Here is a 26,487-nt window from a genome sequence, read left to right on the forward strand (position 1 = left end):
GGTTAACAAGTGCTCACAGGTGTTCCCCGACATCCGCGGCGGCCAGGGTGATGACCAGCAATGGCACCACTTTCGCCGCCGCGATGCGGTAGTGGTTCCTCGACTCCTGCTCGACTATGCGTGCCCCGCCGAGGGCGCGCAGGTGGTGGTAGAGCTGACCGGGCGAGGTCAGCCCGACCGCCGTCTGCAGTTCGGCCGCGCCGGCGGGACTGCGCAGCAGGGTGCGAACGATCTCGAGGCGGGTCGGATGTCCCAGGGCGGCGAGCACGTTCGATACGGCGGTGGGGGACAGGTCGAGGGTTGCAGCGGCGTCGTAGCGGATCGTCCATTGGATCTCGCCGCCCAGGTCGACGGTGCCCTGATACCCGATCTGCCCGATGCTCTCGCCGACGTCGGGTGTCGGGGTTTCGGCGGGCCGGGCCGATTCGAGGGCGTGGACGCGCGCCTCGAGGTCGGCGAGCCGGGCGTCGTACTCGTCGTTCACACGGCACAACTTAGCTGCGACGTCGTGTCGGGATCGGTCATCGCCTCGAGAAGCAGCTGCTGGTGCGCGAAATTCCCGCCGATGACGTTCAGGTAGTCCTCGCTCGACAGGTTCGACGTCAGCAGCACCGCGGTGGCGACGGTGCCGTCGGGACGTCGGATCGTCATCGCCTCGGTGACCACTCCGGGAAGGTTGCCGCCCTTGAAACCCAGCCCGTCCAACCCGGGCGGGGCGGGCTGCCATTCGAGTGTTCGGCGTGCGACGTCGGAGCCGGGTCCGAAGTCGCCGCTCGCGATCGCGTGGTGCAGTGCGGCGAGGCCCGAGGCCGTACCCGTCACCCCGGACTCCTGCACCCGGGCCGTGACCGCGGGGAAGTCATCGCCGGGCGACATCCGCATCACCTGTTCGCGGTAGGCGCCGTCGTGTGCGTAGCGCTGGGCGGCGTCCCACCGGGCATCCCGCGACATCGCCGGATCGAGGAGGGCGATGGTGGAGCCCAGCAGGGTCGGGACTTCGAGGTCGTCCCAGCCGCCCTGCGCGGCGGCGTCGGCGAGGGCGGTGTCGCCGAGTCGGTCGCGCAGATAGTCGGGGACGGCGTTGTCGCTCTCCTGGATCATCGCGGTCACCATCTGCTCGAGCGTGACGGTGGCGTCGGGTTCGGTGACGCCGAGCCGCTCCAGGGCCTTCGGGTGGGTGCCGCCGTCGGTGTTCGGGAGGTACCAGCGTTCCCACTCGGACAGCGGTACCGGTTCGGCCGGGTCGAGTTCACCCGACGCGACGGCCCGGGCGTAGGCGGCCAGGTGCACCACCTTGATCGCGGACGCCAGCGGAACGGTGTCGCCGGGGCGGTGCTCGACCGTTCGGCCGCGACCGTCGTCGACGACGAAGGCGACGTCGTCGGGGTGCGAGCCGACGTACCCGACCCATCCGGAGGCGGTCGTGATGTCGGCGGGTGGCAGCGGTGCGCACACGGCCGGCGGCGCTGCCTGCTCGTCGGAGGAGGCAGTCGGTGCCGTCGGTGCTGCACGCGCCCAGGCTCACCGCGACCGCGACTGCTGCTGTGAGCGTGCTCAGCTTCCTGGTCATCGAGAAGATCCCTTCACCTGTGGAAATTCGATAATTCGGAATTGCGGAATTTTAGAAGTACGGTATCGCGATCCGGTAGGACTGTCGAGACCGCACGCTCCGAACGTCCCGTTCGGCGCGGCCCGTAGGCTGACACCCGTGCGCGTACTCGTTATCGGCTCCGGAGCCCGTGAACATGCCCTCCTTCTCGCCCTCGCTCGCGATCCGGGTGTCAGTGCCCTGATGTGCGCGCCCGGCAACGCCGGGATCGGCAAGATCGCCGAGCAGCACCCCGTCGACATCGCGTCCGGGGAGGCGGTGGTCGCCCTCGCGAAGAAGCTCGACGCCGACCTCGTCGTGGTGGGGCCCGAGGTCCCGCTGGTGCTGGGTGTCGCGGACGCCGTCCGCGCGGCAGGCATCGCCTGCTTCGGCCCGTCGGCCGACGCCGCGCGCATCGAGGGTTCCAAGGCGTTCGCCAAGGACGTCATGGCCGCCGCCGGTGTGAAGACCGCGCACAGCGAGATCGTCGACTCGCCCGCCAAGCTGGACGAGGCGCTCGACCGCTTCGGGCCCAACTGGGTGGTCAAGGACGACGGCCTCGCGGCAGGCAAGGGAGTCGTGGTCACCACCGATCGGGACGCCGCCCGCGATCACGCGGCCGAACTGCTCGAGAACGGTCACCCCGTTCTCCTCGAATCCTTCCTCGACGGTCCCGAGGTGTCGCTGTTCTGCGTCGTCGACGGCGAGACCGTCGTGCCGCTGCTGCCTGCCCAGGACCATAAGCGCGTCGGCGACGGCGACACCGGACCCAACACCGGCGGCATGGGCGCCTACACGCCGCTGCCGTGGCTGCCCGAGCAGACCGTGACCCAGATCGTCGACGACGTCGTGAAGCCGGTCGCGGCCGAGCTCGTCGCCCGGGGCAGCGCCTTCAGCGGCCTGCTGTATGCCGGTCTGGCGATCGGCAAGGACGGCCCCGCCGTGGTCGAGTTCAACTGCCGCTTCGGCGACCCCGAGACGCAGGCGGTCCTCGCGCTGCTGAAGAGCCCGCTCGGCGAACTGCTGAACGCCGCGGCCACCGGAACGCTCGATCAGGTCGCGCCGCTCGAATGGCAGGACGGCTCGGCGGTGACCGTCGTGGTCGCGGCCGAGCACTACCCGGCCACCCCGCGCACCGGTGACGTGATCACCGGCGCCGACGGTGACGGTGTCCTCCACGCAGGCACGAAACTCGTCGACGATCAGGTGGTCTCCGCCGGCGGACGCGTGCTCAGCGTGGTCGGAGTCGGAGCCGACCTCGACGCGGCGCGCGCGGATGCGTACTCCAAGATCTCCGCGATCAAGCTGCCGGGAAGCCACTTCCGCAAGGACATCGGACTGGCCGCTGTCGAGGGACGCATCGCCATTCCCTGAGGTCGAGGCACTCCGACGACTGACAGGCGTGCACCCCCGGAAGATCCGGGGGTGCACGCCTGTCTCGTCACCTCAGCGGGCGGTCCATCCTCCGTCGATCGTGTAGGAGGCGCCGGTGACCATGCCTGCGTCGGCGGATGCGAGCCACGCGACGAGGGACGCCACCTCCGACGGTTCCACCAGTCGCTTGATCGCGCTCTCGGTGAGCATCACCTTCTCGATCACGTCGGCCTCGCTGATGCCGTGCACCTGTGCCTGATCCGCGATCTGCTTCTGCACCAACGGTGTCAGCACGTAACCGGGATTGACGCAGTTGCTGGTGACGCCGTGCGGACCGCCCTCGAGCGCCGTCACCTTCGACAGTCCCTCGAGTCCGTGCTTGGCGGTGACGTATGCGGCCTTGAACGCCGATGCGCGGAGGCCGTGCACGGACGAGACGTTGATAATGCGCCCGAATCCCGTGGAATACATGTGCGGCAGCGCGGCACGGATCAGCAGGAACGGTGCCTCGACCATCAGCGTCTGGATGCGCCGGAAGTCCTCGGGGCGGAATTCCTCGATGGGACTGATGGTTTGGATCCCGGCGTTGTTGACGAGGATGTCGGTCTCGAGCCGCAGTTCGGTGAGCGGATCGGTGTCGAGGAGGTCGACGTGCCACGCGGTTCCGTCGATCTCGTCGGCGAGACTCTTGGCGGCAACGTCGTCGAGGTCGGCGACCGTGACGTGGGCTCCGCGTGCGGCGAGCGTCCGGGCGCAGGCCGCGCCGATCCCGCTGGCGCCGCCGGTGACGAGCGCGGTGCGTCCGGTCAGGTTCTGCTCGGTCATGCGGGGACCCCGTCCTTCGCGCCGGCAGCCTTCTCGTCCGCCAGGATCTGGGCGTCCGCCTCGTCGATCGATTCGAGCGAGATGCCCTTGGTCTCCCGGGCGACGATCACGGCGACGACGGTGACGAGGCACGCGATCGCCAGGTAGATCGCAATCGGAACGGACGAGTCGTACTTGCTGAGCAGGCTGGCGGCGATGATCGGCGCCAGCGAACCGGCCACGATCGACGTCACCTGGTAGCCGAGGGAGACACCCGAGTACCGCATGCGGGTCGGGAACATCTCGGCCATGATCGCGGGCTGACCGGCGTACATGAAGGCGTGGAACACCAGGCCGATGATGATCGCTCCGAGGATGACGGCGTTGTGCCCGCTGTTCATCATCGGGAAGGCGAAGAAGCCCCACGTGCCCGCGGTCACCGCGCCGATCATGTAGACGGGGCGTCGGCCGATGGTGTCGGAGAGTCGCCCGACGAGCGGGATCACCGCGAAGTGCACGGCGTGCGCGATCAGCATCCACCAGAGGATCTGCGCGGTGTCCGTGTGGACGACCACCTTGAGGTAGGTGATCGAGAACGTGACCACCAGGTAGTACATGACGTTCTCACCGAAACGCAGGCCCATCGCCGTCAGCACGCCGCGGGGGTAGCGCTTGAGCACCTCGAAGACGCTGAACGACGTCTCCTTGATGTGTTCCGCTTCCTTCTGCGCCTGGATGAAGATCGGGGCGTCGGTGACCTTCGTGCGGATGTAGTAGCCGACGAGGACGATCACGGCCGACAGCCAGAACGCCACGCGCCAGCCCCAGCTGAGGAACGCCGCATCGGACAGCGTCGTCGTCAGGATCAGCAGGACGACGGTCGCGACGAGGTTGCCCGCAGGCACGCCGGCCTGCGGCCACGACGACCAGAAGCCGCGGGAGCGGTTCGGGCTGTGCTCGGCGACCAGCAGCACGGCGCCACCCCACTCGCCGCCGACGGCGAATCCCTGGATGAAGCGGAGAGTGACGAGCAGGGCAGGGGCCCAGTACCCGATCTGGTTGTACGTGGGCAGGCAGCCCATCAGGAACGTGGCCGCGCCGACGAGGAGCAGGCTGAACTGGAGCAGTTGCTTGCGGCCGAACTTGTCGCCGAAGTGACCGAAGACGATGCCGCCGAGAGGCCGGGCAACGAAGCCGACGGCGTAGGTCACGAACGCCGCGATGATCGCGTCGAGTTCGTTGCCGCCGGCGGCGAAGAACACCTTGCTGAACACCAGCGTCGCCGCGGTCCCGTATAGGAAGAACTCGTACCACTCGACGACGGTGCCGGCCATCGATGCGCCGACAACCTTCTTCAGCCCGGACGGCGGGGCTTCCTTCACGTGCGATGTTTCGTCGACGTTCATCTGTCGCTCCTCGTTACACTCCGCACCCCGTTGTGACTGGGGACACAGTTCGTTGGTCCTGCCGAGTATTGATGCATATTTGTGCGCACACAATGACGCAACCTGCAGTCGGCATGTGCAAATATGCAGAAGTGACCTCCGGAACAGCCCTGCCCAGCGCCGACGACCTGCTCGTACTGCTGGCAGTGGGGCGCACCGGCCGCTTCAACACCGCCGCCGACGACCTGGGTGTCAACCACACGACCATCTCGCGTCGGATCGCGAGTCTGGAGAAAAGCCTCGGCGGCCGGGTGCTGGTGAAGGCCGCGGGCGGGTGGGAACTCACCGACCTCGGGCGGCAGGCCTTGACCGCGGCCGAGCGTGTGGAGGCCGCCGTCCACGGACTCGTCGCCGAACCCGGTCGCGCCGACCACCTGAAGGGCGTGGTCCGGGTATCGGCGACCGATGGGTTCAGCGCCTACATCGCGGCACCCGCCGGCGCACTGATCCGCAGCAGGCACCCCGAGGTGTCCGTGGAGATCGTCGCGATCACCCGCCGGGCCTCGCAACATCGCTCGGGCCTCGACATCGAGATCGTCGTGGGCAAGCCGCAGGTACACAGGGCGGAGGCGCTGTGGCTGGCCGACTACACCCTCGGCCTGTACGGCGCGAAGTCGTACCTGTCCGCGCACGGCACCCCCAGACAGGTGGGTGATCTGGCCGATCATTCACTCGTCTACTTCATCGACTCGATGCTGCAGGTCGACGAACTCGACCTCGCGCGCCGCCTCACCGTCTCGATGCGCGAATCGGTGACGTCGACCAACGTGTTCGTGCACGTCGAGGCCACCCGGGCGTCGGCGGGTATCGGATTGCTGCCGTGCTTCATGGCCGACCGCCACGACGACCTCGTGCGGGTGCTGCCCGGGCAGGTCGAGGCCACGCTGGCGTACTGGCTCGTGGCGCGCCCCGAGTCGTTGCGCCGACCGGAGGTCGCGGCGGTGGTGGGGGCGATCCGGGAGACGGTGGAGTCGCAGCGGGACGCGTTGGCGGGGCAGTGAGCGCGTCACGCTAGCGTCAAGGGGTGCGTCCCGAATCCCAGCGGTCCAACATCCAGACCTTCCACGTGATGGACGTGTGGAAGGCGGCCACCGAACGTCAGCGCACTCACGGTGACGTGCTGACGCTCGCGGCGGGGCAGCCGTCCACTCCCGCTCCGCAGCCGGTTCTCCGCGCGACGCGGGAAGTGCTCGACGGACACCTTCTCGGCTACACGGAGACGTTCGGCATTCTGCCGTTGCGGGAGGCGATCGCCGGATACCACTCCGCCAAGTCCGGCATCGACGTCGACGCCGAGGACGTCGTCGTGACCACCGGATCCTCGGGTGCGTTCACGCTGCTGTTCCTCGCCGCGTTCGACGTCGGCGACACCGTCGTGGTGGCCCGCCCCGGCTACCCGGCCTACCGGAACACGCTCGCCGCGCTCGGCTGTACCGTCATCGAGATCGACTGCGGAGCGGACACCCGGTTCCAACCGACGGTCGCGATGCTCGAGGCTCTGCCCGAGCCGCCGGCCGGACTGATCGTCGCGAGCCCCGCCAACCCGACCGGCACCGTCATCGACCCCGACGAACTGGCCGCGCTCGCCCGCTGGTGCGACGACCACGGGACGCTGCTGATCTCCGACGAGATCTATCACGGCATCGGATACGGCGAGCAGGCGATGACCAGCTCGTGGGAGACGTCGCGCGAATCCGTCGTCGTCGGGTCGGTGTCCAAGTACTTCTCGATGACGGGCTGGCGGCTGGGCTGGATGCTGGTCCCCGAGGGGCTGCGCCGACCGTTGCAACGGCTCGCGTCGAACATGACGGTGTGCCCGCCCGCAATCTCCCAGTATGCGGCGATCGCCGCGTTCACCGAGGAGTCGAGGGTCGAGCTCGACGGCCACGTCCAGCGCTACGCCGTCAACCGGGAGCTGTTGCTCACCGGACTCCCGGAACTGGGTATCACCGACCTGGCGCCCGCCGACGGCGCGTTCTACGTGTACGCCGACATCGGGCACCTGCTCGGCGGATCCCACGGCGCGACGTCGACGGAATGGTGTTCGCGACTGCTGCAGGACACCGGTCTGGCGCTGGCCCCGGGCATCGATTTCGACACCGTCCACGGCGACCGGACGGTCCGGCTGTCGTTCGCCGGGTCCACCGCCGAGGTCCGGGAATCGCTGGTGCGACTGGGTCGCTGGCTGTAGGCGGAGTTTCCCGGCCACGGCTCTTGCGGCGCCGCCGCAGCAGTTGTTCGATGGACTTGGGCGCACTGCGTGTTCGGGCGTGCCAGGCAAGGAGAACGGCGATGCTGTACGTCGCGTTGTTCGCATTCGTGTTGTGGGTCCTGTGCTTCGCCGACGCCATCACCACCGACGACGACCAGTTCCGGAACCTCTCGAAGGAGGGCTGGCTGGTGATCGTGCTGCTGCTTCCGCTCATCGGGTCGGTGTTGTGGCTCGTCGTCGGACGGCCGCAGAAGGACCCGGGTGATCAGCTGCCCGCCGACCCGGAGGAAGCCGAGTTCGTGCGGCGATGCCGGGAACGTGCCGAGGAGCAGCGCCGGGAAGGTTTCCACGGGCGCGACCAGGAGTAGAAGGCCTACACTGTGGCTAGGATTACAGTGTTACACACCGGCCCTGAGGCGACGACATGAGCGACATCAGTCATCCACAGCCACCCGTTCCCGGCGGAGTCCGCATCGGGACCGTGGAACGGGAGCAAGCCGCGGCGGCACTCGCCGAACATTTCGCAGCCGGACGGCTCGAGACCGACGAGTTCGACGCGAGGGTCCGCCAGGCGTACCTCGCCAAGACCGCCGCCGACCTCACGCCGCTGTTCGCGGACCTTCCGGACAAGCAGCGCTTCGTGCCCGAACCCGATCGCGTGCGACGTGATCCGGGACGGGAGGCGGCCGCGCTGCGGACGCTCGTGTTCGTGGTGGCCGTGCTCGCCGCGATCCTGTGGGTCGCCCTGGTCCGCGTCCCCCCGCTCGTCTTCCTGCCCATCGTCTGGCTCGTGCTGGCCCGGCGAGGCCTCGGCAGGCGGTCGTGCCGGGCGTGGTGACGGGCTGACACAGCTCTGTGCTCCGAAGTGAAAACTACCGCGAGGTCGGTTGTCGCTCCCGTACTCTGACAGGCAGGTCCACGCCGTCGAGCGATCGAGGAGCCACGATGACCACCAGAATTGTGCGATGTGCGAGCCTGATCCCGGTTGTCGCGGCCTCCGCGTTGCTGCTGGGCGGGTGCGGTTCCGACAGCAGCGACACCTCGTCGACATCTGCCAGTGCCACGGCGTCGGCCACGGCCACGACTGCAGCGCCGACGACTACGGGCACCGCGGTGGCGTCGGCGGTCACCAAGCAGCAGGCGGAGCAGATCGCTGTCGCGACGGTCCCGGGTGGCACGGTCGCGAACTCCGAGGAACAACAGCGAGACGGTAAGACGGTGTGGCACGTCCACATCCGCGACACACGGGGCTACGACTACGACGTGAATGTCGACGCGGCGACCGGCGCGGTGGTGCCCGACAGTCAGAACAGGGAGACCACCGCGACACCCGCACCCGCGCCCCCCGCCGGCGGGGCGGTCACCCAGCAGCAGGCGGAGCAGATCGCGGTCGCGACGGTCCCGGGTGGCACGGTCGCGAACGCCGAGCAGCAGCAGCGGGACGGTAAGACGGTGTGGCACATTCACATCCGCGACACCAAGGGCTGGGATTACGACGTGAACGTCGACGCGTCGACCGGAGCCGTCCTTCCCGACAACTGACCGCAGTGGGTAGAACGACCCATGTTCCGCCCGGGCGGGATGGGTGAATCTGCCGATGCCCGGGTGGTGACCTGGCTTTAGCGTCGAAGGCATGGTCACCACGTCAGTTCTCGTGCCGCGCTCCGACTTCCAGCGGTGGGCCGCCCGTGCGGGCGCAGCGGGACCGCTGCTGTTCACCGCGGGGTTCGTCGCCCAGGAGACATTCCTCCGGGACGACTACAGCCCGATCGCCGACCCGATCAGCGCTCTCGAGGCGGACCCGAGTGGGTGGATCCAGCAGCTGAACTTCCTGGCTTTCGCTGCGCTACTGCTGATCTTCGCGGCCGGACTGCACCGCGGCATCGCGGCGACGCGCTTCGGCTGGGTGGGACCGGCCCTGCTCGGCACGGCAGCGGTCGGGCTGACCCTCGCCGCCGTGTTCCCGTTGCGTGAGGATCAGGCCGGGGTGGCCTACGACCCGGGCCATCATGTGATCTCGGGGGTGACGTTCTTCTCCTGCAGTGCCCTGGCCCTGGTGGTGCTGTCGCGCCGGTTCGCCGCCGATCCGCGGTGGCGTTGCCTGGCGCGGTACACCGCGGTCGCCGGGGTGCTCGGATTGGGATGCTTCGTGATGCTGGGCCGGTTCGCGATGCCGGAGGGTGCCCCACTGCACGACGTCGCCGGACTTCTCCAGCGATTCACGCTTCTCGCCGTGACGTTCCCGGCGCTAGTGACGATCGCCCTGCGGCTCCGTCGCCTCGCCTGCCGGCCCCCGTATCTCATCCGGTCGTGAAGGCCGGCATCTGTACTCGCGCGAGGCCCTCGTGTCGTAGCGCCGGCCGGCTTCTCGAGAAAGCCGACCGTCACGGCCAGTTCGATCCGTCGTCCGCCCGGACGCTATCGGTCCTCCGGCACGGTCAGGGTTCCGCAGCTGAAGTCGGGTCCGAGGTCCAGTTGCGGCACCCCGGGGACGTTCGGGGGACGGGCACGCCGCGGCGGTGTGCGCGGCCGCGGACGACGTCTCCGGATCCGGTGCGGAGCCGCACGCCGACACGAGGGCCATCGGCGCCGTCGCCGCACATCCCAGGGCCGGCATCCGCACCGACACCCGCATGGTTCCGACGCTACGCGGGCGGGCTCCACCGCCCACATACTTCACGGTCTGTCGTCCAATTTGCCCTGGTGCGGCACCCGCGGCTGGCAGGATGAATTGGTGTCATCTGCGGCAACTCCGAAGGGCGAACGGCGCCGACAGGCGCTGGTCGAGGCTGCCGCCGATCTGTTGCTCGAGGGCGGATTCGACGCGGTCCGGCACCGCTCGGTGGCCACCCGCGCCGACCTTCCGCTCGCGTCGACCACCTACTATTTCGAGTCGCTGGACGACCTGATCGCGAAGGCCGTCGAATGCAACGGCAACCGCGATCTCGCGGTCATGCGCAGCCGCGTCGACGACGTCACGCACCGGCGGCGCGGCCGCGAATCCACCGTCGATCTCCTCCTCGACCTACTCGTCGGACCGGCCCTGATCAGTGAGGACTGCCGCGAGAGGCTGATCTCCCGGTACGAGCGGTTCACGGCCTGCGCGCGTCGCCCCGAACTGCGCGAGGTGCAGTTGCGGTTGCGCGCGCAACTCGACGACATACTCACCGAGGCCCTGCGACGCTCCGACCGCGACGTCCGGCAGGAGCAACTACGGCGGCTCGTCGCCGTCGTCGACGGAGCCCTGGTGACCGCGCTCGGCGAACACGACCCCGACCTGCGGGCCCTCGCCCGGGCCATGCTGCTCGACGTCGTCGACGTCGTCGCGCCCGCCCTGGACCGGCCGGACCACGTCGAGCTGTAGCACCGCCGTAAACTGAGGACTCGTGAGCCGCATCCCGAACGTCCTTGCCAACCGTTACGCCAGCCCCGAACTCGTCGAGTTGTGGTCGCCCGAGCACAAGATCGTCCTCGAGCGTCAGCTGTGGCTCGCCGTGCTGCGTGCCCAGGCGGAACTCGGGATCGACGTGCCTGCCGAGGCGCTCGCCGACTACGAGCGGGTGCTCGAGCAGGTGGACCTCGACTCCATCGCCGACCGTGAGCGCGTCACGCGCCACGACGTGAAGGCCCGCATCGAGGAGTTCAACGCGCTCGCCGGGCACGAGCAGGTTCACAAGGGTCTGACCAGCCGCGACCTCACCGAGAACGTCGAGCAGTTGCAGATCCTGCGGTCGCTCGAGCACGTCCACGCGCACGGTGTCGCGGTCGCGGCCCGGCTGGCCGAGCGGGCCGCCGAGTACGGCAGCCTCGTCATGGCAGGCCGGTCGCACAACGTCGCGGCGCAGGCCACCACGCTGGGCAAGCGGTTCGCGTCGGCCGCCGACGAACTGCTCGTCGCGCTCACCCGGCTGCGCGAGCTGATCGACCGCTACCCGCTGCGCGGCATCAAGGGACCCATGGGCACCGCGCAGGACATGCTCGACCTCCTCGACGGTGACGCGTCCAAGCTGGAGGCGCTGGAGCAGAAGGTCGCCGAGCACCTCGGCTTCTCCCACGTGTTCACGAGCGTCGGCCAGGTGTACCCGCGGTCGCTGGACCACGACGTGCTGTCCGCGCTGGTGCAGGTGGCGGCCGGGCCGTCGTCGTTCGCGCACACCATCCGCCTGATGGCCGGCCACGAACTGGTCACCGAGGGGTTCCAGCCCGGCCAGGTCGGGTCGTCCGCGATGCCGCACAAGATGAACACCCGTTCCTGCGAGCGCGTCAACGGACTGCAGGTCGTGCTGCGCGGATACGCGTCCATGGCCGCCGAGCTCGCGGGCGCGCAGTGGAACGAGGGCGACGTGTTCTGCTCGGTGGTGCGCCGCGTCGCGCTGCCGGACGCATTCTTCGCGATCGACGGATTGATCGAGACGTTCCTGACGGTGCTCGCCGAATTCGGCGCCTACCCCGCCGTCATCGAGAAGGAACTCACCCGGTACCTGCCGTTCCTCGCCACGACCAAGGTCCTGATGGCTCTGGTGCGGGCAGGAGTTGGCCGGGAGACGGCGCACGAGGTCATCAAGGAACACGCCGTCGCCGTCGCGCTGGCGATGCGCGAGGAGGGCAGGGAACCCGACCTCCTCGACCGCCTGGCCGCCGACGACCGCCTGCCCCTCGACCGGGCCGCCCTCGACGAGGCCCTTGCCGACAAGAAGGCGTTCATCGGTGCCGCCGAGGCGCAGGTCGCCACGGTCGTCGCGCAGGTGCAGAAGCTCGTCGACGCCGACCCCGAGGCGGCCGCGTACCAGCCGTCCCCGATCCTGTAGGCGGCTTCGCCGCCCGTGCGTGGTTAACGAGTGCAGGCACTCGTCAACCACGCACAAGCACCGGAGGTGCCTATCCCGTGAACTGCATTTTCTGCGAGATCGTGTCGGGCCGATCCGACGCCAGCGTCGTGCACGAGGACGACGACGTGATGGCGTTCATGGACATCCGGCCGTGGACGTCCGGACACCTGCTGGTGGTCCCGAAGCGGCACGCGAGCGGGCTCGCCGACCTCGACCCGGGCGACGGCGCGGCGGTGTTCGCGGTGGGACAGCGCATCGCGACCGCACTGCGTCACGGGCCGATGCGCGCCCAGGGCGTCAACCTGTTCCTGGCCGACGGGATCGCCGCCGGCCAGGAGGTCTTCCACGTCCACCTGCACGTCGTCCCCCGGACGGCCGGCGACGGGTTCGGGTTGCGCGGAATGCCGAAGTCGCCGAGCCGGATCGCGCTCGATCAGACGGCGGGCGTCATCCGTTCCTCCCTCGCCTGACGTGAGTGGCAAAGCGTGCGGGAGCACACTTTGTCACTCACGTGCGGGGAAGCGAACCTCGCCGGTGGGGCCGTTCTCGTCGAACCGTCGTTCGGTGATGTCGAAGGTGCCGTCCGGCCGGACCCGCAGCAGTGTCGACGCCCGCGTCCCGTAGTCGTCGTAGTGAATGAACCGGGACGACAGGGCGCGTTCGAGTTCGGGTTCGATGCCCGTGTCGGGCAGTGAGTCCCACGGTGCGGGGTCGCTGTCGGAGAGCACGTCGAAGTACGTCCCCGGGTCGGCATCGGGGCCGCCGTCGTCGGCGTCTAGCGCGGCGGCGAACGCCTGCTTGCCGCCGGTCACCTTCGGCCACGGCGTGTCGAGTTCGGCGTTGGAGAGGCCGTGGACGCCGGGTTCCACCCGCTGCTGCCTGCCGTGGGGCCGGTTGGTGGCCCACCGCAGTTCCGTGGGGTCGCCGACGAGCAGGTTGAAACTGCCGTACTCGGCGCCGGTCGCGGCCACCTGTTCGGCGTAGTCGGCGGGGGACAGTCGGCCGCGGAGGTAGTCGACGGGCAGGGCGCCGCGGGACCGTGCCCCGGTCGAGGGGGCGCCGTTGCGAACGTTGGTGACGGCCGCGAATCGCAGGGAGTCGGCAATTCCCATCCAGGTGCCGCCTGCGAGCAGGTCGCGGCCCGCGAGGAACCCGTCGTCCCACCTGCTCAGCGGTTCGGTGGGGCGGGCGTAGAACTCGTCGCGGTTGGCCGCGACGACGAGGGGGAGATCGGGGCGGGTATGCCAGGCGAACAGGACCAGGCACATGCAGACGTCTCCTCGTCACCTCGATCATCCGAATCGCTTTTGCATGCCCGAGCGTAGCCGCCCTCGTAATACCTCTGAAACAGAGCTATATTGTTTTCATGGCACAGAACGAGTCGCCTGCCGAACAGCTCTTCGCCGCAATCGGATTGCTGCGCCGGCACACGCGCCGTCGGGTCGGGCGGCCGTGGCCGGAGACCCCGTTGACGGGGTCACAGGTGGAGTTGGTCCGTCTGCTCCGCCGCAGGCCCGGCACGTCCGTAGCGGAGGCCGCGGCGGCTCTGGGGCTCGCGGCGAACACGGTCTCCACCCTCGTGCGGCAACTGACCGACGCCGGGCTGGTCGAACGGGTGCGGGACGAGTCCGACCGCCGCGTCGCCCGCCTGGCGCTCACCGACGACGCTCGGGCACAGGTCGAGCGTTGGCGCGACCGCCGCAACATCGAGGTCGCCGCCGCATTCGACGGGCTGAGTGCCGAGGACAGGAAGGCCATCGAATCCGCCATACCCGCCATCACCCGCCTCGCCGGAGCACTCCACCCGGACCAGGCGGGGCCGAGCGATCAGGAGGTCGTCAGATGATGTTTCGCAGGGCGCAGACCGCCGCACGACTGCGGCCCGCAGGCGGCGCGCTGGAACTGTCGCACGTGACCTACTCGTTCGGGGACTACGCCGCGGTGAAGGACCTGAGTCTCGTGATCGAGGCGGGGGAGTGCTTCGGCCTTCTCGGCCCCAACGGGGCGGGGAAGACCACCACGATCCGACTGCTCAACACGCTTCTCCCACTGCAGGGCGGCGACGTGAGCATCTTCGGGTACGACGTGCGCACCCAGGCCATGGCCGTTCGACGGCTGCTCGGGTATGTGCCGCAACAGTTGTCGATCGAAGGCGCGCTCACCGCCCGTGAGAACGTGTCCTGGTTCGCCCGCCTCTACGACGTACCCCGGCCCGAACGCAGGCGCCGGGTGGACGAGGTGCTGGAGATGGTCGACCTCGCCGATGTCGCCGACCGGGTGGCGTCGAGTTTCTCGGGCGGCATGGTCCGGCGTCTCGAACTCGCGCAGGCGTTGGTCAACCGGCCGTCGTTGCTGGTGCTCGACGAACCGACGGTCGGGCTCGATCCGGTCGCACGGGATTCGGTGTGGACCCGCGTCACCGAGATGCAGAAGCAGTACGGGATGACGGTCCTGCTCACCACCCACTACATGGAAGAGGCCGAGGCGCTGTGTGATCGGGTCGCGTTGATGCACCGCGGCGAACTGCGGGCGGTCGGTTCCCCATCGGGACTCGTCGCCGAACTGGGGCCCGACTCGACGCTCGACGACGTCTTCCGCCACTTCACCGGTGACAGTCTCACCGCCGACGAGAAGGGAGGGCTCCGGGATGTCCGCAGCGCCCGCCGCACTGCCCGCCGTATGGGCTGAACCGCCGACCCGGGGTGTGCTCCGGTTGTTGTCGCGGATCGTCACGTTCTGTCTGGTCGAAGTGCAGAAACTCCGCCACGACCGCACCGAGTTGGTGACCCGGGCGATCCAGCCGATCCTGTGGCTCGTCATCTTCGGGGAGACGTTCAGCCGCATTCGCGCGATCCCGACCGGCGACGTCCCCTACCTGGACTATCTGGCGCCGGGCATCATCGCCCAGTCGGCGCTCTTCGTCGCGATCTTCTACGGCATCCAGATCATCTGGGAACGCGACGCCGGGGTCCTGACCAAACTGCTCGTGACTCCCACTCCGCGTGCGGCTCTCGTGACGGGCAAGGCGTTCGCGGCCGGTGTTCGCGCAGTGGCCCAGGCCGTGGTCGTCGTGGTCGTGGCGGCGCTGCTCGGCGTCGGAATGACGTGGAATCCGGTGCGACTTCTAGGTGTCGTCGCGGTCGTGGTGCTGGGAGCGGCGTTCTTCTCGTGCCTGTCGGTGGCCATCGCCGGGGTGGTGCTCAAACGCGACCGGCTGATGGGGATCGGGCAGGCGATCACGATGCCGCTGTTCTTCGCGTCGAACGCGCTGTACCCGGTGGAATTGATGCCAGGGTGGGTCCAGGCGATCAGCCGCGTGAACCCCCTGAGTTACGAGGTGTCCGCACTCAGGGGGCTGCTGATCGGCCAGCCCACGAACTACTGGCTGGACTTCGGGGTGCTCGTGGCGGCCGCGGTGCTCGGGATCGCCGTCGCGTCCGCGCTGCTGGGGAGACTGTCCCGATAGCGGGGTCGGGTTACGAAGTCACGAACGTCTTCTCCAGTGCCCGGCGCAGGTCGGACTTGCTGATCTTGCCGACACCGGTGACCGGGAACTCGTCGACGAACACCACCTTGTCCGGCACCTTGTACTCGGCGAGTCCGCGGCCGCGGACGAACTTCTTGAGTTCGACCGCCTTCGGCTGCTCGCCCTGGACCACGACGAACGCGCAACTGCGCTCGCCGAGATACGGATCGGGCATCGACACCACCGCGACGTCGGCGACGGCGGGGTGTGCGAGCAGATGGTTCTCGACCTCTTCCGCGGCCACCTTCTCGCCGCCGCGGTTGATCTGATCCTTCGCGCGGCCCTCGACGACGAGGTAGCCGTCGTCCGTGAGCCGGACGATGTCGCCGGTGCGGTAGAAGCCGTCCTCGGTGAACGCCGTCGAATTGTGTTCGGGAGCCTGGTAATACCCGCGGACGGTGTACGGGCCGCGGGTGAGCAGATGACCGGACGTGCCGTTCGGGACGGGCTCGCCCCGGTCGTCGACGACCCGGACCTCGTCGTCGGGGCTGATCGGTCTGCCCTGGGTGGTGACGATCGTGTCTTCCGGGTCGTCGAGGCGGGTGTAGTTGACCAGGCCCTCCGCCATCCCGAAGACCTGCTGCAGCGTGCACCCGAGTTCGGGACGGACCCGCTTCGCGGCCTCGGCGCTGAACTTGGCACCGCCCACCTGTAGCACCTCGAGGCTCGAGAGGTCGCGTTCCGTGCGACCACTGGCGGCCAGCCACGCCAACGCGAGCGGCGGCACCAGCGACGCAATCGTGACGCCCTCCTTCTCGATGAGCGCGAACGCGGTGTCGGGACTCGGATCCGGCGCGAGCACCACGCGACCACCGGCGTGCAGCACGCCGAGGATGCCCGGTGAGCTCATCGGAAAATTGTGCGCCGCAGGCAGAACGACGAGCATGCGCGTGCTCTCGTCGACGCCGCAGATGCGGTCCGACTCGCGCACCGAGTACAGGTAGTCGGTGTGCGTGCGCGGGATCAGCTTCGACACCCCGGTGGTTCCGCCCGAGAGCTGCAGGAATGCCACCGATTCCGGACCCACCGCCGGCCCGTCCGACATCGGTTCCGCCGCCCGGAGTTCGTCGAGTGACGTGAACTCCTCCGCGTCCCCGGCCACGATGATCCGGGGCGGATTCTCGGCCGAGGACACCACGTCGCGGGCGAGGGTGCGGTAGTCGAATCCGGCGTGCGTATCGGTGACGACGTAGGCCGCGGCGTCGGTGAAGCTGCAGAAGTAGGAGATCTCCTGGGCGCGGTGCGCGGGCAGCGCGAACACCGGCAGTGCGCCGAGCCGGAAGACCGCGAAGATCACCTCGACGTACTCGACGATGTTCGGCAGTTGCACCACCACCCGGTCGCCGGGCTGCACCCCCGACGACTGCAGCCCGGCGGCGAGCCGGTCGGCGCGGTCGGACAGTTCCCGGTAGGTGAGGGCACGGTCGACCCCGGACGCGTCCGGCCCGGTCACGGCGATCGCGTCCCCGAATTGCTCGGCGCGGGCGCCCAGGAACTGCTGGAACGTCTCGTCCGTCCAGTACCCTGCGTCACGGTAGCGTGCGGCGAGGTCGGCGGGGTAACCGACGGTGATCTCCAGGGGAGCGCGAACGCTCGTGCTCATCGAAAGTCCTTTCACGGGCATGGCTGTTCGGGGCGTCAGGCTCGGAGGGTAGCGCCGCCGTCGACGTAGAGCGCCTGCATGGTGATGTGACGCGCCCGCTCCGACAAGAGGAACTCGACGGAGTCCGCGATGTCGGCGGCGTCGGCGATGCGGCCCAGCGGGATTCCGACCTTGAACGTGCCCAGGTCGCCGTCGATCGCCCCGCGCGCGCCGGTGTCGTCGGCGGGGTCCGCCCACAGCGACCGCTGCATCGCGGTGTCCGTCGAGCCGGGGGCGACGATGTTGGCGCGGATCCCGTATTCGGCCAGCTCGAGGCCGAGTACCCGGACGATCATCGACACGGCGGCCTTGGACGCGCCGTACGCGCCCATGCCGGTGCGGGGGACGCCCGCGGCGTTGGAGCCGACCACGACGATGGAACCGGCTGCACGCTCGCGCATTCCGGTGCCGACCGCCCGCAGCACGTTGACGAGGCCGGTGACGTTGACGTCGAACACGCGCTGCCAGCTCTCGGGGTCGGCGTCGAGCACCGAGCCGGTCTCGAGCACACCCGCCACGTGTGCGAGTGCGGTGATGGGACCGTGCTCGTCCTCGATCCGGCGGACGGTGTCGGTGACGGCGTCGGTGTCGCGGATGTCGGTGACGGCGGTACCGAGCGGCGGGGTGTCGAGCAGTGCCGCGGTGGCGGCGAGGCCGTCGGCGTCACGATCGAGCAGTACCAGGCGGTGACCGGATCGCGACAGGGTGACGGCCGTTGCCCGCCCGATGCCCTGGGCCGCCCCGACGACCAGTGTGGTGCCGCTCATCGGGGGAGCCCCAGTGCGGCGAGGACGGTGCCCAGTTTGGTTGTGGTCTCGGCGAGTTCGTCGTCCGGTTCGGATGCGGCGACGATGCCGCCGCCGGCGTACGCCGTGACGGTGGTGCGGTCGGCGTCGATCTGCGCGCACCGGATGGTGACCATCCATTCGCCGTCTCCGTCGGCGTCGGCCCAGCCCACGGCGCCGGCGTAGAAGCCGCGGTCGCCCTCGAGTTCGCCGATCAGCGCACGCGCCGCGTCGGTGGGGGTGCCGCACACGGCCGGGGTCGGGTGCACGGCGACGGCGAGGTCCAGTGCGGTCACCGAGCGGTCCCGCAGCCGTCCCGACACGGGCGTGCCGAGATGCCACAGTTGCGGTGTGCTGGTGAGGGTGGGCCTGTCCGGGATGTCGAGTTCAGTGCAGAACGGTTCGAGGCTCGCTCGCAGCGCCTCGACGACGAGGGCATGTTCACGCAGGTTCTTCTCCGACGAGGCAAGGTTTTCGGCGGTCAGCCGGTCGATCTCGGGATCGGTGTGCCGGGGAGCGGATCCGGCGAGAGGATGGCAGGTCACGGTGTTGCCGCGGCGGCGGATGAGCACCTCGGGACTCGAGCCGACGAGGTGCCGTCCCGACCAGCCGGTGCCTGCGGCACTCAGATCGACGCTGAAGCCGTTGCCGCCGAGGTCGTTCGCCACGAGCTGCGCGAGCAGTGCGTGCGGATGCAGCGGTTCGTCGGCGTGCAGGACGACCGATCGGGCGAGTACCACCTTGTGCAGTGTGGCATCGGGTTCCCGCAGCACGTGAATGGCGGCGGCGACCCGGGAAATGTGCTCGTCCTCCGGGGGAATCGACTCACCGGCGCGCACGCGCGGAAGGGCCTGCAGGCGAGGGGTCCAGCTTCCCGGGTGATGACGCAGCGCCTGTGGTGCGATCAGCGCGGCGGGATGTGACGGGTCGAAGGCGAGCGCGCCGACCACCGACGTCGCGGTGCCGTTCCGCAGGGCGGCGGCGGCGTCGCGGGCGGAGTCGTAACCGGTGCGGATGCCGTCGGCGATCACGGTGCCGTGCGGGCGGGAGAGAACGAACGGCGCGCCCGGCGGGAGGTCCGCCGAAGTCTCTGCGGACTCGGCAATGGCCGTCGACTGCATCTGCGATCCCCTTTCGTAGCGGACAACTGTGGTGCGCGGCGATGCGTGCCGCCCCGCCTCGACCATATACGGTTAGCCTAACCTTTGGTGATCGAGAGTGTTTGTCTGCGGTTCTGGCGCGTGGCGTGTTCTGTTGCAGACCAGCGGTTTCGAACACGATGCCCGGGCGCGATATCAGCTGCGAACAGGATCTGGATTTTCGCCACCATCGACTGGCCTAACATCGCATGCACACGTTGCATGGAGGGCAGGCGGCTGCAATGACCGAACGCAGGTTCTCGCTCGATCAGCGGATCGTCGCCGCCCTCCAGGTCGATGGGCGGTGCTCCTGGAGCCGCATCGCCCAGGCGCTCGGCGAACCCGAGCGGAACGTCACCCGGCACGGCATCGCGCTCCTCGAGTCCGGCCGGGTGGCCGTCACCGCCGTCGCGAACAGCGGCGGCACCGCGATCGTCCGCCTCCAGTGCTCGCCGGGAACGGTGCGAGTGGCGGCGAGCGCCCTCGCCCAGCGCAGCGACTGCATCTTCGTGTACATCCTCACCGGCACCGCCGATTGTGTGGCCGAGATCCACGTGTCCCGGGACCGCCTCCCGAAGCTCGTCATGGACGAACTGCCCGCGACGATGGGCGTGGTCCGAAGCTGGACCGACCCCGTGCTGCGGTACTTCCGCACGGTCCGCGAATGGGAGGCCGGGGTGCTGACCCCCGCCGAGAAGGAAGCGATCGGCGGGGTGTCGCCTCCGGCGACATTCCTCACGGACCTGGAACGCGGCACCCGGGATCCCGTCGACCGGACGATCATCCGCGAGCTGATGCAGAACGGGCGGGTGGGCACCACGGCGCTCGCCCGGACCGCGGGCGCGTCCGAGGCGACGGCCCGGCGACGCGTCCAGTCGCTGCTCACCGAGGGTGCGATCAGCCTCCGGGTGGTGGTGGATCCGGTCCTGTTCGGGCTGCGTGCCGAGGCGATGCTGTTCATCAAGACTCAGCGCAACCGGATCGAACCGCTCGTGCGGGGGATGCTCGAGATGCCGTACGTGCGGTACGCCGCCGGCACGGCGGGCGAGTACCAGGTGGTCGCCAACATCGCCGCACCCGACGAGTCGGTGCTCTACGACTACATCACCACCGCGCCGTGGGTGGCGGACGCGGCCGCCCTGGAAACCAACATGGTGGTGCAGGCGGTCAAACGCAGCGGGCGGGCAATGTGACGGATTTCGACATCGGGCGGCCCCTCCGGCGCACCTGATTGCGATCTCCGACAGGCTGGTGGCCGATTTCGCCGAACCTCGTCCAGCTGTTGAGTGCTGTGATCCGCACCACGCATGCTTCCTCTACTCCCCGGATGGAAGAAGGAACAGCATGCAACGAGACGCCATTCTCGGGGCGATCGAGGATTCGCCGCAGCGCCGCTGGCTGCTGCTCGTCCCGGTCGCCCCGGTGCTCGCACTCGTCACCGCCGTGTGGCTGCCGTTTGTGAACACCGCCGACCTGTGGCTGGGAATGCCCCGGCTGCTGGTCTGGTGCTCGGCCTGGGTGCTCCTGCTGCTGCCCGCGCTGGCGGCGGTGGAGTTCGGCCTCGTCCGGCCGCACGAGGAGCGGAGCGACGACCTCCAGCTCGAGGAGGCGACGCTATGACGAACTCAGCTCTGTGGATCACCCTGGCCGGCATGATCGGATTGGCCGTGATCGCGGTCGGTGGACGCCGGAAACGCGCTCAGAACCTGAGCGAGTGGACGGTCGGCACGCGGAACTTCGGTGTGGTCACCAGTTTCTTCCTGCAGGCCGGTGAATCGTTCACCACGTTCACGTTCCTCGGTGTCGCCGGTATCGCGTTCACCGCGGGCATCGGCGCCACCTACGCCATCCCGTACATCCCGCTCGGCTACGTGGCCCTGTATTTCATCGGACCGCGGATCTGGAAGCTCAGCAAGGACCGCGGCTACATCACCCAGGCCGACTTCTTCGCGGACCGGTACCGCAGCCCGCTCCTCGGCCGGCTCGTTGCCCTGTGCGGCATCATCTTCCTGCTGCCGTACCTGCAGCTGCAGATCACCGGCCTCGGTCTGATCGTCCGTCTCGTCACGGGCAGCGCGAGTTCGGGCACGCTGAGCATGATCGTCGCGACCGTCCTCGTCGTCGGGTTCGTGCTGTGGGCCGGCATTCACGGCCTCGCGCGCACCGCCTATGTCAAGGACGTCCTGATCCTGCTCGCCGTCGTTGTGCTGTCCATCGTGATCCCGTTGCACTTCGCCGGTGGCATCGGCGACGTGTTCGGCCAGATCGCCCAGACCCACAGCGAGATGCTGACCGTGAATCCCGGCGACTACGACAAGGTCTGGTGGACCACGAGCCTGCTGATCTCCGCGATCGGCTGCGGGTTCCTTACCACCCCGCACCTCTGGCCGCCGCTGTTGGCCGCGAAGAACGGTCGAGTGATCCGTTCCAACAACACTTTTCTGCCGATGTACCAGGTGGTCATGATTCTTCCGATCATGCTGGGTTTCGTCGGGATCCTCGCGCTGAATCCCAACACCAGCAGCAACGCCGTCCTGCTCACGCTGGCCGGGGGAGCCCTGCCGAACTGGGCGCTCGGACTGATCGCGATCGCCGCAGCCTCCGCCGCGATGCTGCCTGCCGGCGCCATCTGCATCGGCATCTCGACGCTGGCGTCGCACAACCTGGTGAAGATCCGGAGCGAGCGCACGAAGCTCCGGTTCAACCACCTGGTCGTGATCGCCGCTGCCACCATGGCTCTCGTGCTCGGCCTGACGCGCCCCGATCTGCTGGCCAACCTGTTGCTGCTCACGTTCGGCGGTCTCAGCCAACTCGCCCCCGGCCTGGCGCTGGCCCTGCCCGAGAAGCCTTTGCTCGCCAAGCAATCCGTGTTCGCGGGTCTCGTCGTCGGAATGCTCACCGTCATCGTGATGACCGTCTTCGAACTGAACCTCGCCAACATCGACGCCGGCATCTGCGGCCTGGTCCTCAACCTCGCGGTGATCGCCGTCGTGGAGGCCGTCGTCCGCGCCAGCCGTCCCCGCACCCCGGCCCCCGCGTCGTCGGAAGACCTTCCGGCCGCCGCCCCGATCCTGGAGACCACGTAATGACCATCGATCACTACTCGACCGCGCGAGAGATGCTGGCCGCACTCCGTAGCAAAGACATCTCGGCCCGCGAGCTGCTCGACCTGCACACGGACCGGATCGCGCAGGTGAATCCGACGGTCAACGCGATCGTCAGCCTCGACCTGGACCGGGCGCACGCCACCGCCGCCGCGGCCGACGCACAGACGGCGGCCGGGACCCCGGTGGGGCCGCTGCACGGACTGCCGTTCGCCTTCAAGGACACTCACGACGTCGCCGGTTTCCCCACGGTGGCGGGCTCGCCGCTCCTCGTCGACAACGTGCCCGAGACCAGTGAGCTGATCGCCGAACGCGTCATCGCGGCCGGGGCCGTCACGATCGGCAAGACCAACGTCCCCGAATTCGCCGCCGGCTCGCACACGTTCAACCCCGTCTTCGGGACCACCACCAACCCGTACGACCCCACCAAGAGCGCGGGTGGCTCGAGCGGCGGCGCCGCGTCGGCGCTCGGTGCGGGACTCGTCCCGCTCGCCGACGGCAGCGACATGGGCGGTTCGCTGCGCAACCCGGCGTCCTTCTGCAACGTCGTCGGATTGCGCCCCACTCCGGGCCGCGTCCCGTGCTGGCCGAACAGTGCGCCCTGGGACGCACTCGTGACACAGGGACCGATGGCCCGGAACGTCGACGACCTGGAACTGCTGCTGTCGGTGATCTCCGGACCCGACGCGCGGATCCGAAGTTCGCTCAGCGCCGACGCCCTCGCGCCGCGTCTCGGTGTCGCCGGCCTGCAGGGTCTGCGCGTCGCGGTGTCCATGGATCTGAACGGCATCTTCCCCGTGGACGCGCCGGTCCGCGAGATCCACGACCGGCAGTCGTCGATCTTCGCCGCCGCGGGTGCCGTGGTGGCCGAAGACGCGCCGTCGATTCCCGACGCCGAGTGGGTGTTCCGCACACTGCGGGCGTGGCGGTTCAAGATCGACCTCGGTGACCGCGCCGACGCCACCCCCGACCTGCTGAAGCCGTCGCTGCTCGACAACATCCGGCAGGCAGACCGGCTCTCCGCCGACGATGTCGCGAAAGCCATGGTGGCGCAGGCGGAGATCCAGCAGCGCGCCGTCGAGTTCTTCGCCCACCACGACGTCCTGGTGATGCCCGTGTCGCAGGTACTTCCGTTCGACGCAGAGCTCGAGTACCCGGCAGCGGTCGACGGCCGTCGCTGCGACGACTACCTCGACTGGATGACGTCCGCGCTGACCGTGACGGTGCTGGGTTGCCCCGCGATCTCCGTTCCCGCCGGATTCAGCGCCGACGGTCTGCCCGTCGGCGTGCAGATCGTCGCCGCCCCGGGCAACGACCTGTTCCTGCTCGACGTGGCACGAGCCTACGAGCAGCTCGACCCCGTCGGAGCCACGCGTCCGCACCTTCTCGAGAGGGCGGCAGCGTCTACTTCGTGAAGTCGTCTTCGCCGATTCGGTGGACGTGGATGAGGTTGGTGGATCCGACGGTGTGTGGGGGTGAGCCGGCGACGATGACGACGAGGTCGCCGCGCTGGTAGCGGCCCAGCCGGAGGAGGGCGGTGTCGACCTGGCGGATCATCTCGTCGGTCGATGCGACCGGGTCGACGAGGAAGGTTTCGGTGCCCCAGGTGAGGGCGAGTTCGTTGCGCACCTGGGGTACCGGGGTGAATGCGAGCAGTGGCAGTGGGGTGTGGAGCCGGGCGAGGCGTCGTGCGGTGTCGCCGGACTGGGTGAATGCCACCAGCGCTGTGGCGTTCAGGCGTTCGCCGATGTCGCGGGCGGCGAAGGAGAGGACGCCGCCGTGGGTGCGCGGGATGTGTGTGAGGTCCGGGACGGTGGTGGACTGGTGTTCGACGGCGGAGAGGATTCGCGCCATCGTCGCGACCGTCTCGATCGGGTAGGCGCCGACGGAGGTTTCCCCGGACAGCATTACCGCGTCGGCGCCGTCGAGGACGGCGTTGGCCACGTCCGATGCCTCGGCCCGGGTGGGGCGGGAGTTGTCGATCATCGATTCGAGCATCTGCGTCGCGACGATCACCGGCCGGGCGTTCTCCCGGGCGATCTGCACGATGCGTTTCTGTACCAGCGGTACGTGTTCGAGGGGGACCTCGACGCCGAGGTCGCCGCGCGCGACCATGACGGCGTCGAAGGCGCGCACGATCGCCTCGATGTCGTCGACGGCTTCGGGTTTTTCGATTTTCGCGATCACCGGGACCCGCCGGCCGATCCGGTCCATCACCTCGTGGACGCGGTCGATGTCGGTGGGGGCGCGGACGAAGGACAGGGCGATCAGGTCGACGCCGAGCCGCAGGGCGAATTCGAGGTCGTCGATGTCCTTGCCGGACAGGGCGGGGACGGAGACGTTCATTCCGGGCAGGGAGACGCCCTTGTTGTTGCTGATCGGGCCGCCCTCGGTGACCCGGCACACCACATCGTTGCCGTCGATGTCGATGACGGTCAGTGCGATCTTGCCGTCGTCGACGAGGAGGCGGTCTCCGGGCCGGGCGTCCTGGGCGAGGTGGGTGTAGGTGGTCGAGACCCGGTCGTGGGTGCCCTCGCATTCCTCGACGGTGATCCGGACCTGTTCGCCGGCCGTCCACACCGCCGCGCCGTCGGCGAAGCGGCCGAGGCGGATCTTCGGTCCCTGCAGGTCCGCGAGGATTCCCACGGCTCGGCCGGTGTTGTCGGCTGCGGCGCGGACGCGCCGGTAGTTGGCCTCGTGGTCGGTGTGGTCGCCGTGGCTGAAATTCAGTCGGGCGATGTCCATCCCGGTTTCGACGAGAGCGCGGGTGCGCTCGTCCGTGGCGGTGGCAGGCCCGAGCGTGCAGACGATCTTCGCCCTGCGGGACAACAGGGCAGACGTGTCGACCACATCGGTGAGCGGCGCTTCGATGTCGGTGAGAGTCATCGTGGTCCTTCGTTGTGCAGAAGTGAGCTGCGGCCGATGTCGCGCCCGATGTGGGTGAGGAGTTCGCCGGTCAGCTCCGGGTCGGTGGCCGTGTTCCGGTCGGTGTAGTCACCGAGAGCATGGATGTATTCGAAACCATGAGGTGCCCAACGGTTCCGGGAGAGCGTGTTGCGGCCCGCGACGGCGATCACCGGGACCGGGTGGGCGCGGCGGGCGAGGACGGTGAGGAGTTTGCCGTGTTCGGTCTGCTCGTCGATGCTGCCCTCGCCTGTGATCACCAGGTCCATCCCTGCGAGGCAGCCGTCGAAATCGAGCAGGTCGAGGAAGTACTCGGCACCCGAGACCATGCGTGCTCCGAGCATCATGGCGGCGAATCCGATGCCGCCCGCGCTACCGGCGCCGGGGGAGTTCGCGATCGCACGCGCCTGCGGGTGGCCGCTGCGGGTGAACGCCTCGACGAGGTTGTCGAGGCCGGCGTCGAGATAGCGCACGGTCGCGGGGTCGGCGCCCTTCTGCGGGCCGTACACGGCGGCGGCGCCGTGCGGTCCGGTCAGCGGGTTGGTGACGTCGCCGGCGATCACGATCCCGACGTCTGTCATGTTCACCGTTCGGGAGGAATCGACCGTGTGGACCTGGTGCAGGGTTCGGCCGCAGGCCCGCAGTTGCCGGCCGTCGGCGTCGGCGAACGTGAATCCCAGCGCGGCGAGCATGCCCGTCCCGCCGTCGGTGCCGGCGCTTCCGCCCAGGGCGAGGACCAGCCGGCGGGGTCGAAACCGCAACACCTGCGAGATCGCTTGCCCCATCCCGAGGCTGGAGGCGTCGAGTGGAGCGCGGCGGCCGCCCGGGAGGGTGGCCAGTCCGCAGGTATTGGCGACCTCGACCACCGCTGTGGTGCCGTTGACTGCGATACGTCCGCGCTGGGGTGTTCCGGTGGCGCCGGCGACGGTGACCGGGTGCGGAGTGAACCCGACTGCCACCGCCGCGTCGACGCTGCCGTCGCCGCCGTCGGCGAGGGGAAGCTGTCTGCTCTCGATCCCCGCCGAGGCGAGTCCGGCCGAGAGGTGTTCGGCGACATCGGCTGCGGAGAGCGAGCCCTTGAACTTGTCCGGGGCAACCAGAACCCTCATCGGCCTTCCTTTCTCGTGTGCAGTGC

The 26,487-nt window shown here is 68.9% G+C and carries 27 protein-coding genes; 17 read left to right on the forward strand and 10 right to left on the reverse strand.

The window, feature by feature from the left end:
* Nucleotides 1-13 precede the first annotated feature (13 nt).
* Complete coding sequence (locus tag RHA1_RS23310) at nucleotides 14-484, reverse strand: ArsR/SmtB family transcription factor (RefSeq protein ID WP_041811901.1); 471 nt, start codon at nucleotides 482-484, stop codon at nucleotides 14-16.
* Nucleotides 481-1,455: a serine hydrolase gene (locus tag RHA1_RS23315; protein WP_011597101.1), complete on the reverse strand. Its 975-nt coding sequence runs from the start codon at nucleotides 1,453-1,455 to the stop codon at nucleotides 481-483. Before RHA1_RS23315 ends, RHA1_RS23310 begins: the two co-directional genes overlap by 4 nt.
* Before the next feature lie 253 nt (nucleotides 1,456-1,708).
* Between RHA1_RS23315 and purD the strand changes: the two genes are divergently transcribed.
* Nucleotides 1,709-2,962: a phosphoribosylamine--glycine ligase gene (gene purD / locus RHA1_RS23320; RefSeq protein WP_011597102.1), complete on the forward strand. Its 1,254-nt coding sequence runs from the start codon at nucleotides 1,709-1,711 to the stop codon at nucleotides 2,960-2,962.
* A gap of 72 nt (nucleotides 2,963-3,034) precedes the next feature.
* Here purD and RHA1_RS23325 read toward each other — a convergent pair whose 3' ends face one another.
* Both RHA1_RS23325 and RHA1_RS23330 read right to left on the reverse strand, forming a co-directional pair.
* The gene (locus RHA1_RS23325; protein ID WP_011597103.1) at nucleotides 3,035-3,787 is read right to left on the reverse strand and encodes a 3-hydroxybutyrate dehydrogenase; all 753 of its coding nucleotides are present in this window, start codon (nucleotides 3,785-3,787) and stop codon (nucleotides 3,035-3,037) included.
* On the reverse strand, nucleotides 3,784-5,172 hold the full coding sequence (locus RHA1_RS23330; RefSeq protein ID WP_009477845.1) for an MFS transporter: 1,389 nt from the start codon (nucleotides 5,170-5,172) through the stop codon (nucleotides 3,784-3,786). Before RHA1_RS23330 ends, RHA1_RS23325 begins: the two co-directional genes overlap by 4 nt.
* 113 nt (nucleotides 5,173-5,285) lie before the next feature.
* Here RHA1_RS23330 and RHA1_RS23335 point away from each other — a divergent pair, with 113 nt between their 5' ends.
* The 9 genes from RHA1_RS23335 to RHA1_RS23375 all read left to right on the forward strand — a co-directional run bounded on the left by RHA1_RS23335 (nucleotide 5,286) and on the right by RHA1_RS23375 (nucleotide 12,722).
* Nucleotides 5,286-6,212, forward strand: a complete 927-nt coding sequence (locus RHA1_RS23335; protein ID WP_037197681.1) for a LysR family transcriptional regulator — start codon at nucleotides 5,286-5,288, stop codon at nucleotides 6,210-6,212.
* A gap of 23 nt (nucleotides 6,213-6,235) precedes the next feature.
* Entirely contained in the window at nucleotides 6,236-7,402 is a 1,167-nt protein-coding gene (locus RHA1_RS23340) for a pyridoxal phosphate-dependent aminotransferase (protein WP_011597104.1), read from the forward strand.
* A gap of 101 nt (nucleotides 7,403-7,503) precedes the next feature.
* On the forward strand, nucleotides 7,504-7,791 hold the full coding sequence (locus tag RHA1_RS23345) for a PLDc N-terminal domain-containing protein (RefSeq protein WP_009477848.1): 288 nt from the start codon (nucleotides 7,504-7,506) through the stop codon (nucleotides 7,789-7,791).
* Nucleotides 7,792-7,847: 56 nt separating this feature from the next.
* Nucleotides 7,848-8,261, forward strand: a complete 414-nt coding sequence (locus RHA1_RS23350) for a DUF1707 SHOCT-like domain-containing protein (protein ID WP_009477849.1) — start codon at nucleotides 7,848-7,850, stop codon at nucleotides 8,259-8,261.
* Between the two features lie 107 nt (nucleotides 8,262-8,368).
* On the forward strand, nucleotides 8,369-8,965 hold the full coding sequence (locus RHA1_RS23355) for a PepSY domain-containing protein (protein WP_011597105.1): 597 nt from the start codon (nucleotides 8,369-8,371) through the stop codon (nucleotides 8,963-8,965).
* A gap of 91 nt (nucleotides 8,966-9,056) precedes the next feature.
* Nucleotides 9,057-9,737, forward strand: coding sequence for a DUF998 domain-containing protein (locus RHA1_RS23360; protein WP_011597106.1), 681 nt, complete (start codon nucleotides 9,057-9,059; stop codon nucleotides 9,735-9,737).
* A 420-nt stretch (nucleotides 9,738-10,157) separates the two neighbouring features.
* The gene (locus RHA1_RS23365) at nucleotides 10,158-10,787 is read left to right on the forward strand and encodes a TetR/AcrR family transcriptional regulator (protein ID WP_009477853.1); all 630 of its coding nucleotides are present in this window, start codon (nucleotides 10,158-10,160) and stop codon (nucleotides 10,785-10,787) included.
* Between the two features lie 22 nt (nucleotides 10,788-10,809).
* Complete coding sequence (gene purB / locus RHA1_RS23370; RefSeq protein ID WP_009477854.1) at nucleotides 10,810-12,231, forward strand: adenylosuccinate lyase; 1,422 nt, start codon at nucleotides 10,810-10,812, stop codon at nucleotides 12,229-12,231.
* Nucleotides 12,232-12,308: 77 nt separating this feature from the next.
* Nucleotides 12,309-12,722 carry an HIT family protein gene (locus tag RHA1_RS23375; protein ID WP_009477855.1) on the forward strand — a complete coding sequence of 138 codons (414 nt, stop codon included), beginning with the start codon at nucleotides 12,309-12,311 and terminating at the stop codon, nucleotides 12,720-12,722.
* Between the two features lie 33 nt (nucleotides 12,723-12,755).
* On the opposite strand, the gene RHA1_RS23380 is transcribed toward RHA1_RS23375, so the two are convergent.
* Nucleotides 12,756-13,520: an NRDE family protein gene (locus RHA1_RS23380; protein ID WP_011597107.1), complete on the reverse strand. Its 765-nt coding sequence runs from the start codon at nucleotides 13,518-13,520 to the stop codon at nucleotides 12,756-12,758.
* A 98-nt stretch (nucleotides 13,521-13,618) separates the two neighbouring features.
* On the opposite strand from RHA1_RS23380, the gene RHA1_RS23385 reads away from it, so the two are divergent.
* The 3 genes from RHA1_RS23385 to RHA1_RS23395 are packed head-to-tail and all read left to right on the forward strand — an operon-like array spanning nucleotide 13,619 to nucleotide 15,718.
* Nucleotides 13,619-14,098: a MarR family winged helix-turn-helix transcriptional regulator gene (locus RHA1_RS23385; protein WP_009477857.1), complete on the forward strand. Its 480-nt coding sequence runs from the start codon at nucleotides 13,619-13,621 to the stop codon at nucleotides 14,096-14,098.
* A complete protein-coding gene (locus RHA1_RS23390) occupies nucleotides 14,095-14,940 on the forward strand; it encodes an ABC transporter ATP-binding protein (protein WP_016883953.1) in 846 nt (281 codons plus the stop codon). The genes RHA1_RS23385 and RHA1_RS23390 overlap by 4 nt, the downstream gene beginning before the upstream one ends.
* On the forward strand, nucleotides 14,900-15,718 hold the full coding sequence (locus tag RHA1_RS23395; protein WP_016883952.1) for an ABC transporter permease: 819 nt from the start codon (nucleotides 14,900-14,902) through the stop codon (nucleotides 15,716-15,718). The genes RHA1_RS23390 and RHA1_RS23395 overlap by 41 nt, the downstream gene beginning before the upstream one ends.
* Nucleotides 15,719-15,728: 10 nt before the next feature.
* Here RHA1_RS23395 and RHA1_RS23400 read toward each other — a convergent pair whose 3' ends face one another.
* Genes RHA1_RS23400 through RHA1_RS23410 form a run of 3 tightly spaced genes read right to left on the reverse strand, consistent with a single transcriptional unit; the run spans nucleotide 15,729 to nucleotide 19,326 of the window.
* Nucleotides 15,729-17,381, reverse strand: a complete 1,653-nt coding sequence (locus RHA1_RS23400) for a (2,3-dihydroxybenzoyl)adenylate synthase (RefSeq protein ID WP_011597110.1) — start codon at nucleotides 17,379-17,381, stop codon at nucleotides 15,729-15,731.
* Between the two features lie 35 nt (nucleotides 17,382-17,416).
* A complete protein-coding gene (locus RHA1_RS23405) occupies nucleotides 17,417-18,187 on the reverse strand; it encodes a 2,3-dihydro-2,3-dihydroxybenzoate dehydrogenase (protein WP_009477861.1) in 771 nt (256 codons plus the stop codon).
* Nucleotides 18,184-19,326, reverse strand: a complete 1,143-nt coding sequence (locus RHA1_RS23410) for an isochorismate synthase (RefSeq protein WP_011597111.1) — start codon at nucleotides 19,324-19,326, stop codon at nucleotides 18,184-18,186. The genes RHA1_RS23405 and RHA1_RS23410 overlap by 4 nt, the downstream gene beginning before the upstream one ends.
* Nucleotides 19,327-19,586: 260 nt before the next feature.
* Here RHA1_RS23410 and RHA1_RS23415 point away from each other — a divergent pair, with 260 nt between their 5' ends.
* The 4 genes from RHA1_RS23415 to RHA1_RS23430 all read left to right on the forward strand — a co-directional run bounded on the left by RHA1_RS23415 (nucleotide 19,587) and on the right by RHA1_RS23430 (nucleotide 23,863).
* Nucleotides 19,587-20,537: an Lrp/AsnC family transcriptional regulator gene (locus tag RHA1_RS23415; protein ID WP_011597112.1), complete on the forward strand. Its 951-nt coding sequence runs from the start codon at nucleotides 19,587-19,589 to the stop codon at nucleotides 20,535-20,537.
* A gap of 151 nt (nucleotides 20,538-20,688) precedes the next feature.
* Nucleotides 20,689-20,964, forward strand: a complete 276-nt coding sequence (locus tag RHA1_RS23420; RefSeq protein ID WP_005566410.1) for a hypothetical protein — start codon at nucleotides 20,689-20,691, stop codon at nucleotides 20,962-20,964.
* Entirely contained in the window at nucleotides 20,961-22,430 is a 1,470-nt protein-coding gene (locus RHA1_RS23425; protein WP_011597113.1) for a sodium:solute symporter family protein, read from the forward strand. The genes RHA1_RS23420 and RHA1_RS23425 overlap by 4 nt, the downstream gene beginning before the upstream one ends.
* Complete coding sequence (locus RHA1_RS23430) at nucleotides 22,430-23,863, forward strand: amidase (RefSeq protein ID WP_011597114.1); 1,434 nt, start codon at nucleotides 22,430-22,432, stop codon at nucleotides 23,861-23,863. The genes RHA1_RS23425 and RHA1_RS23430 overlap by 1 nt, the downstream gene beginning before the upstream one ends.
* On the opposite strand, the gene pyk is transcribed toward RHA1_RS23430, so the two are convergent.
* Together pyk and RHA1_RS23440 are read right to left on the reverse strand one after the other, a co-directional pair.
* On the reverse strand, nucleotides 23,853-25,334 hold the full coding sequence (gene pyk / locus RHA1_RS23435; protein WP_081437462.1) for a pyruvate kinase: 1,482 nt from the start codon (nucleotides 25,332-25,334) through the stop codon (nucleotides 23,853-23,855). The genes RHA1_RS23430 and pyk overlap by 11 nt on opposite strands.
* On the reverse strand, nucleotides 25,331-26,461 hold the full coding sequence (locus tag RHA1_RS23440) for a glycerate kinase (protein WP_011597116.1): 1,131 nt from the start codon (nucleotides 26,459-26,461) through the stop codon (nucleotides 25,331-25,333). Before RHA1_RS23440 ends, pyk begins: the two co-directional genes overlap by 4 nt.
* Nucleotides 26,462-26,487 lie beyond the last annotated feature (26 nt).

This window comes from Rhodococcus jostii RHA1 (assembly GCF_000014565.1).
In the GTDB taxonomy this organism is placed as follows: Bacteria; Actinomycetota; Actinomycetes; order Mycobacteriales; family Mycobacteriaceae; genus Rhodococcus_F; species Rhodococcus_F jostii_A.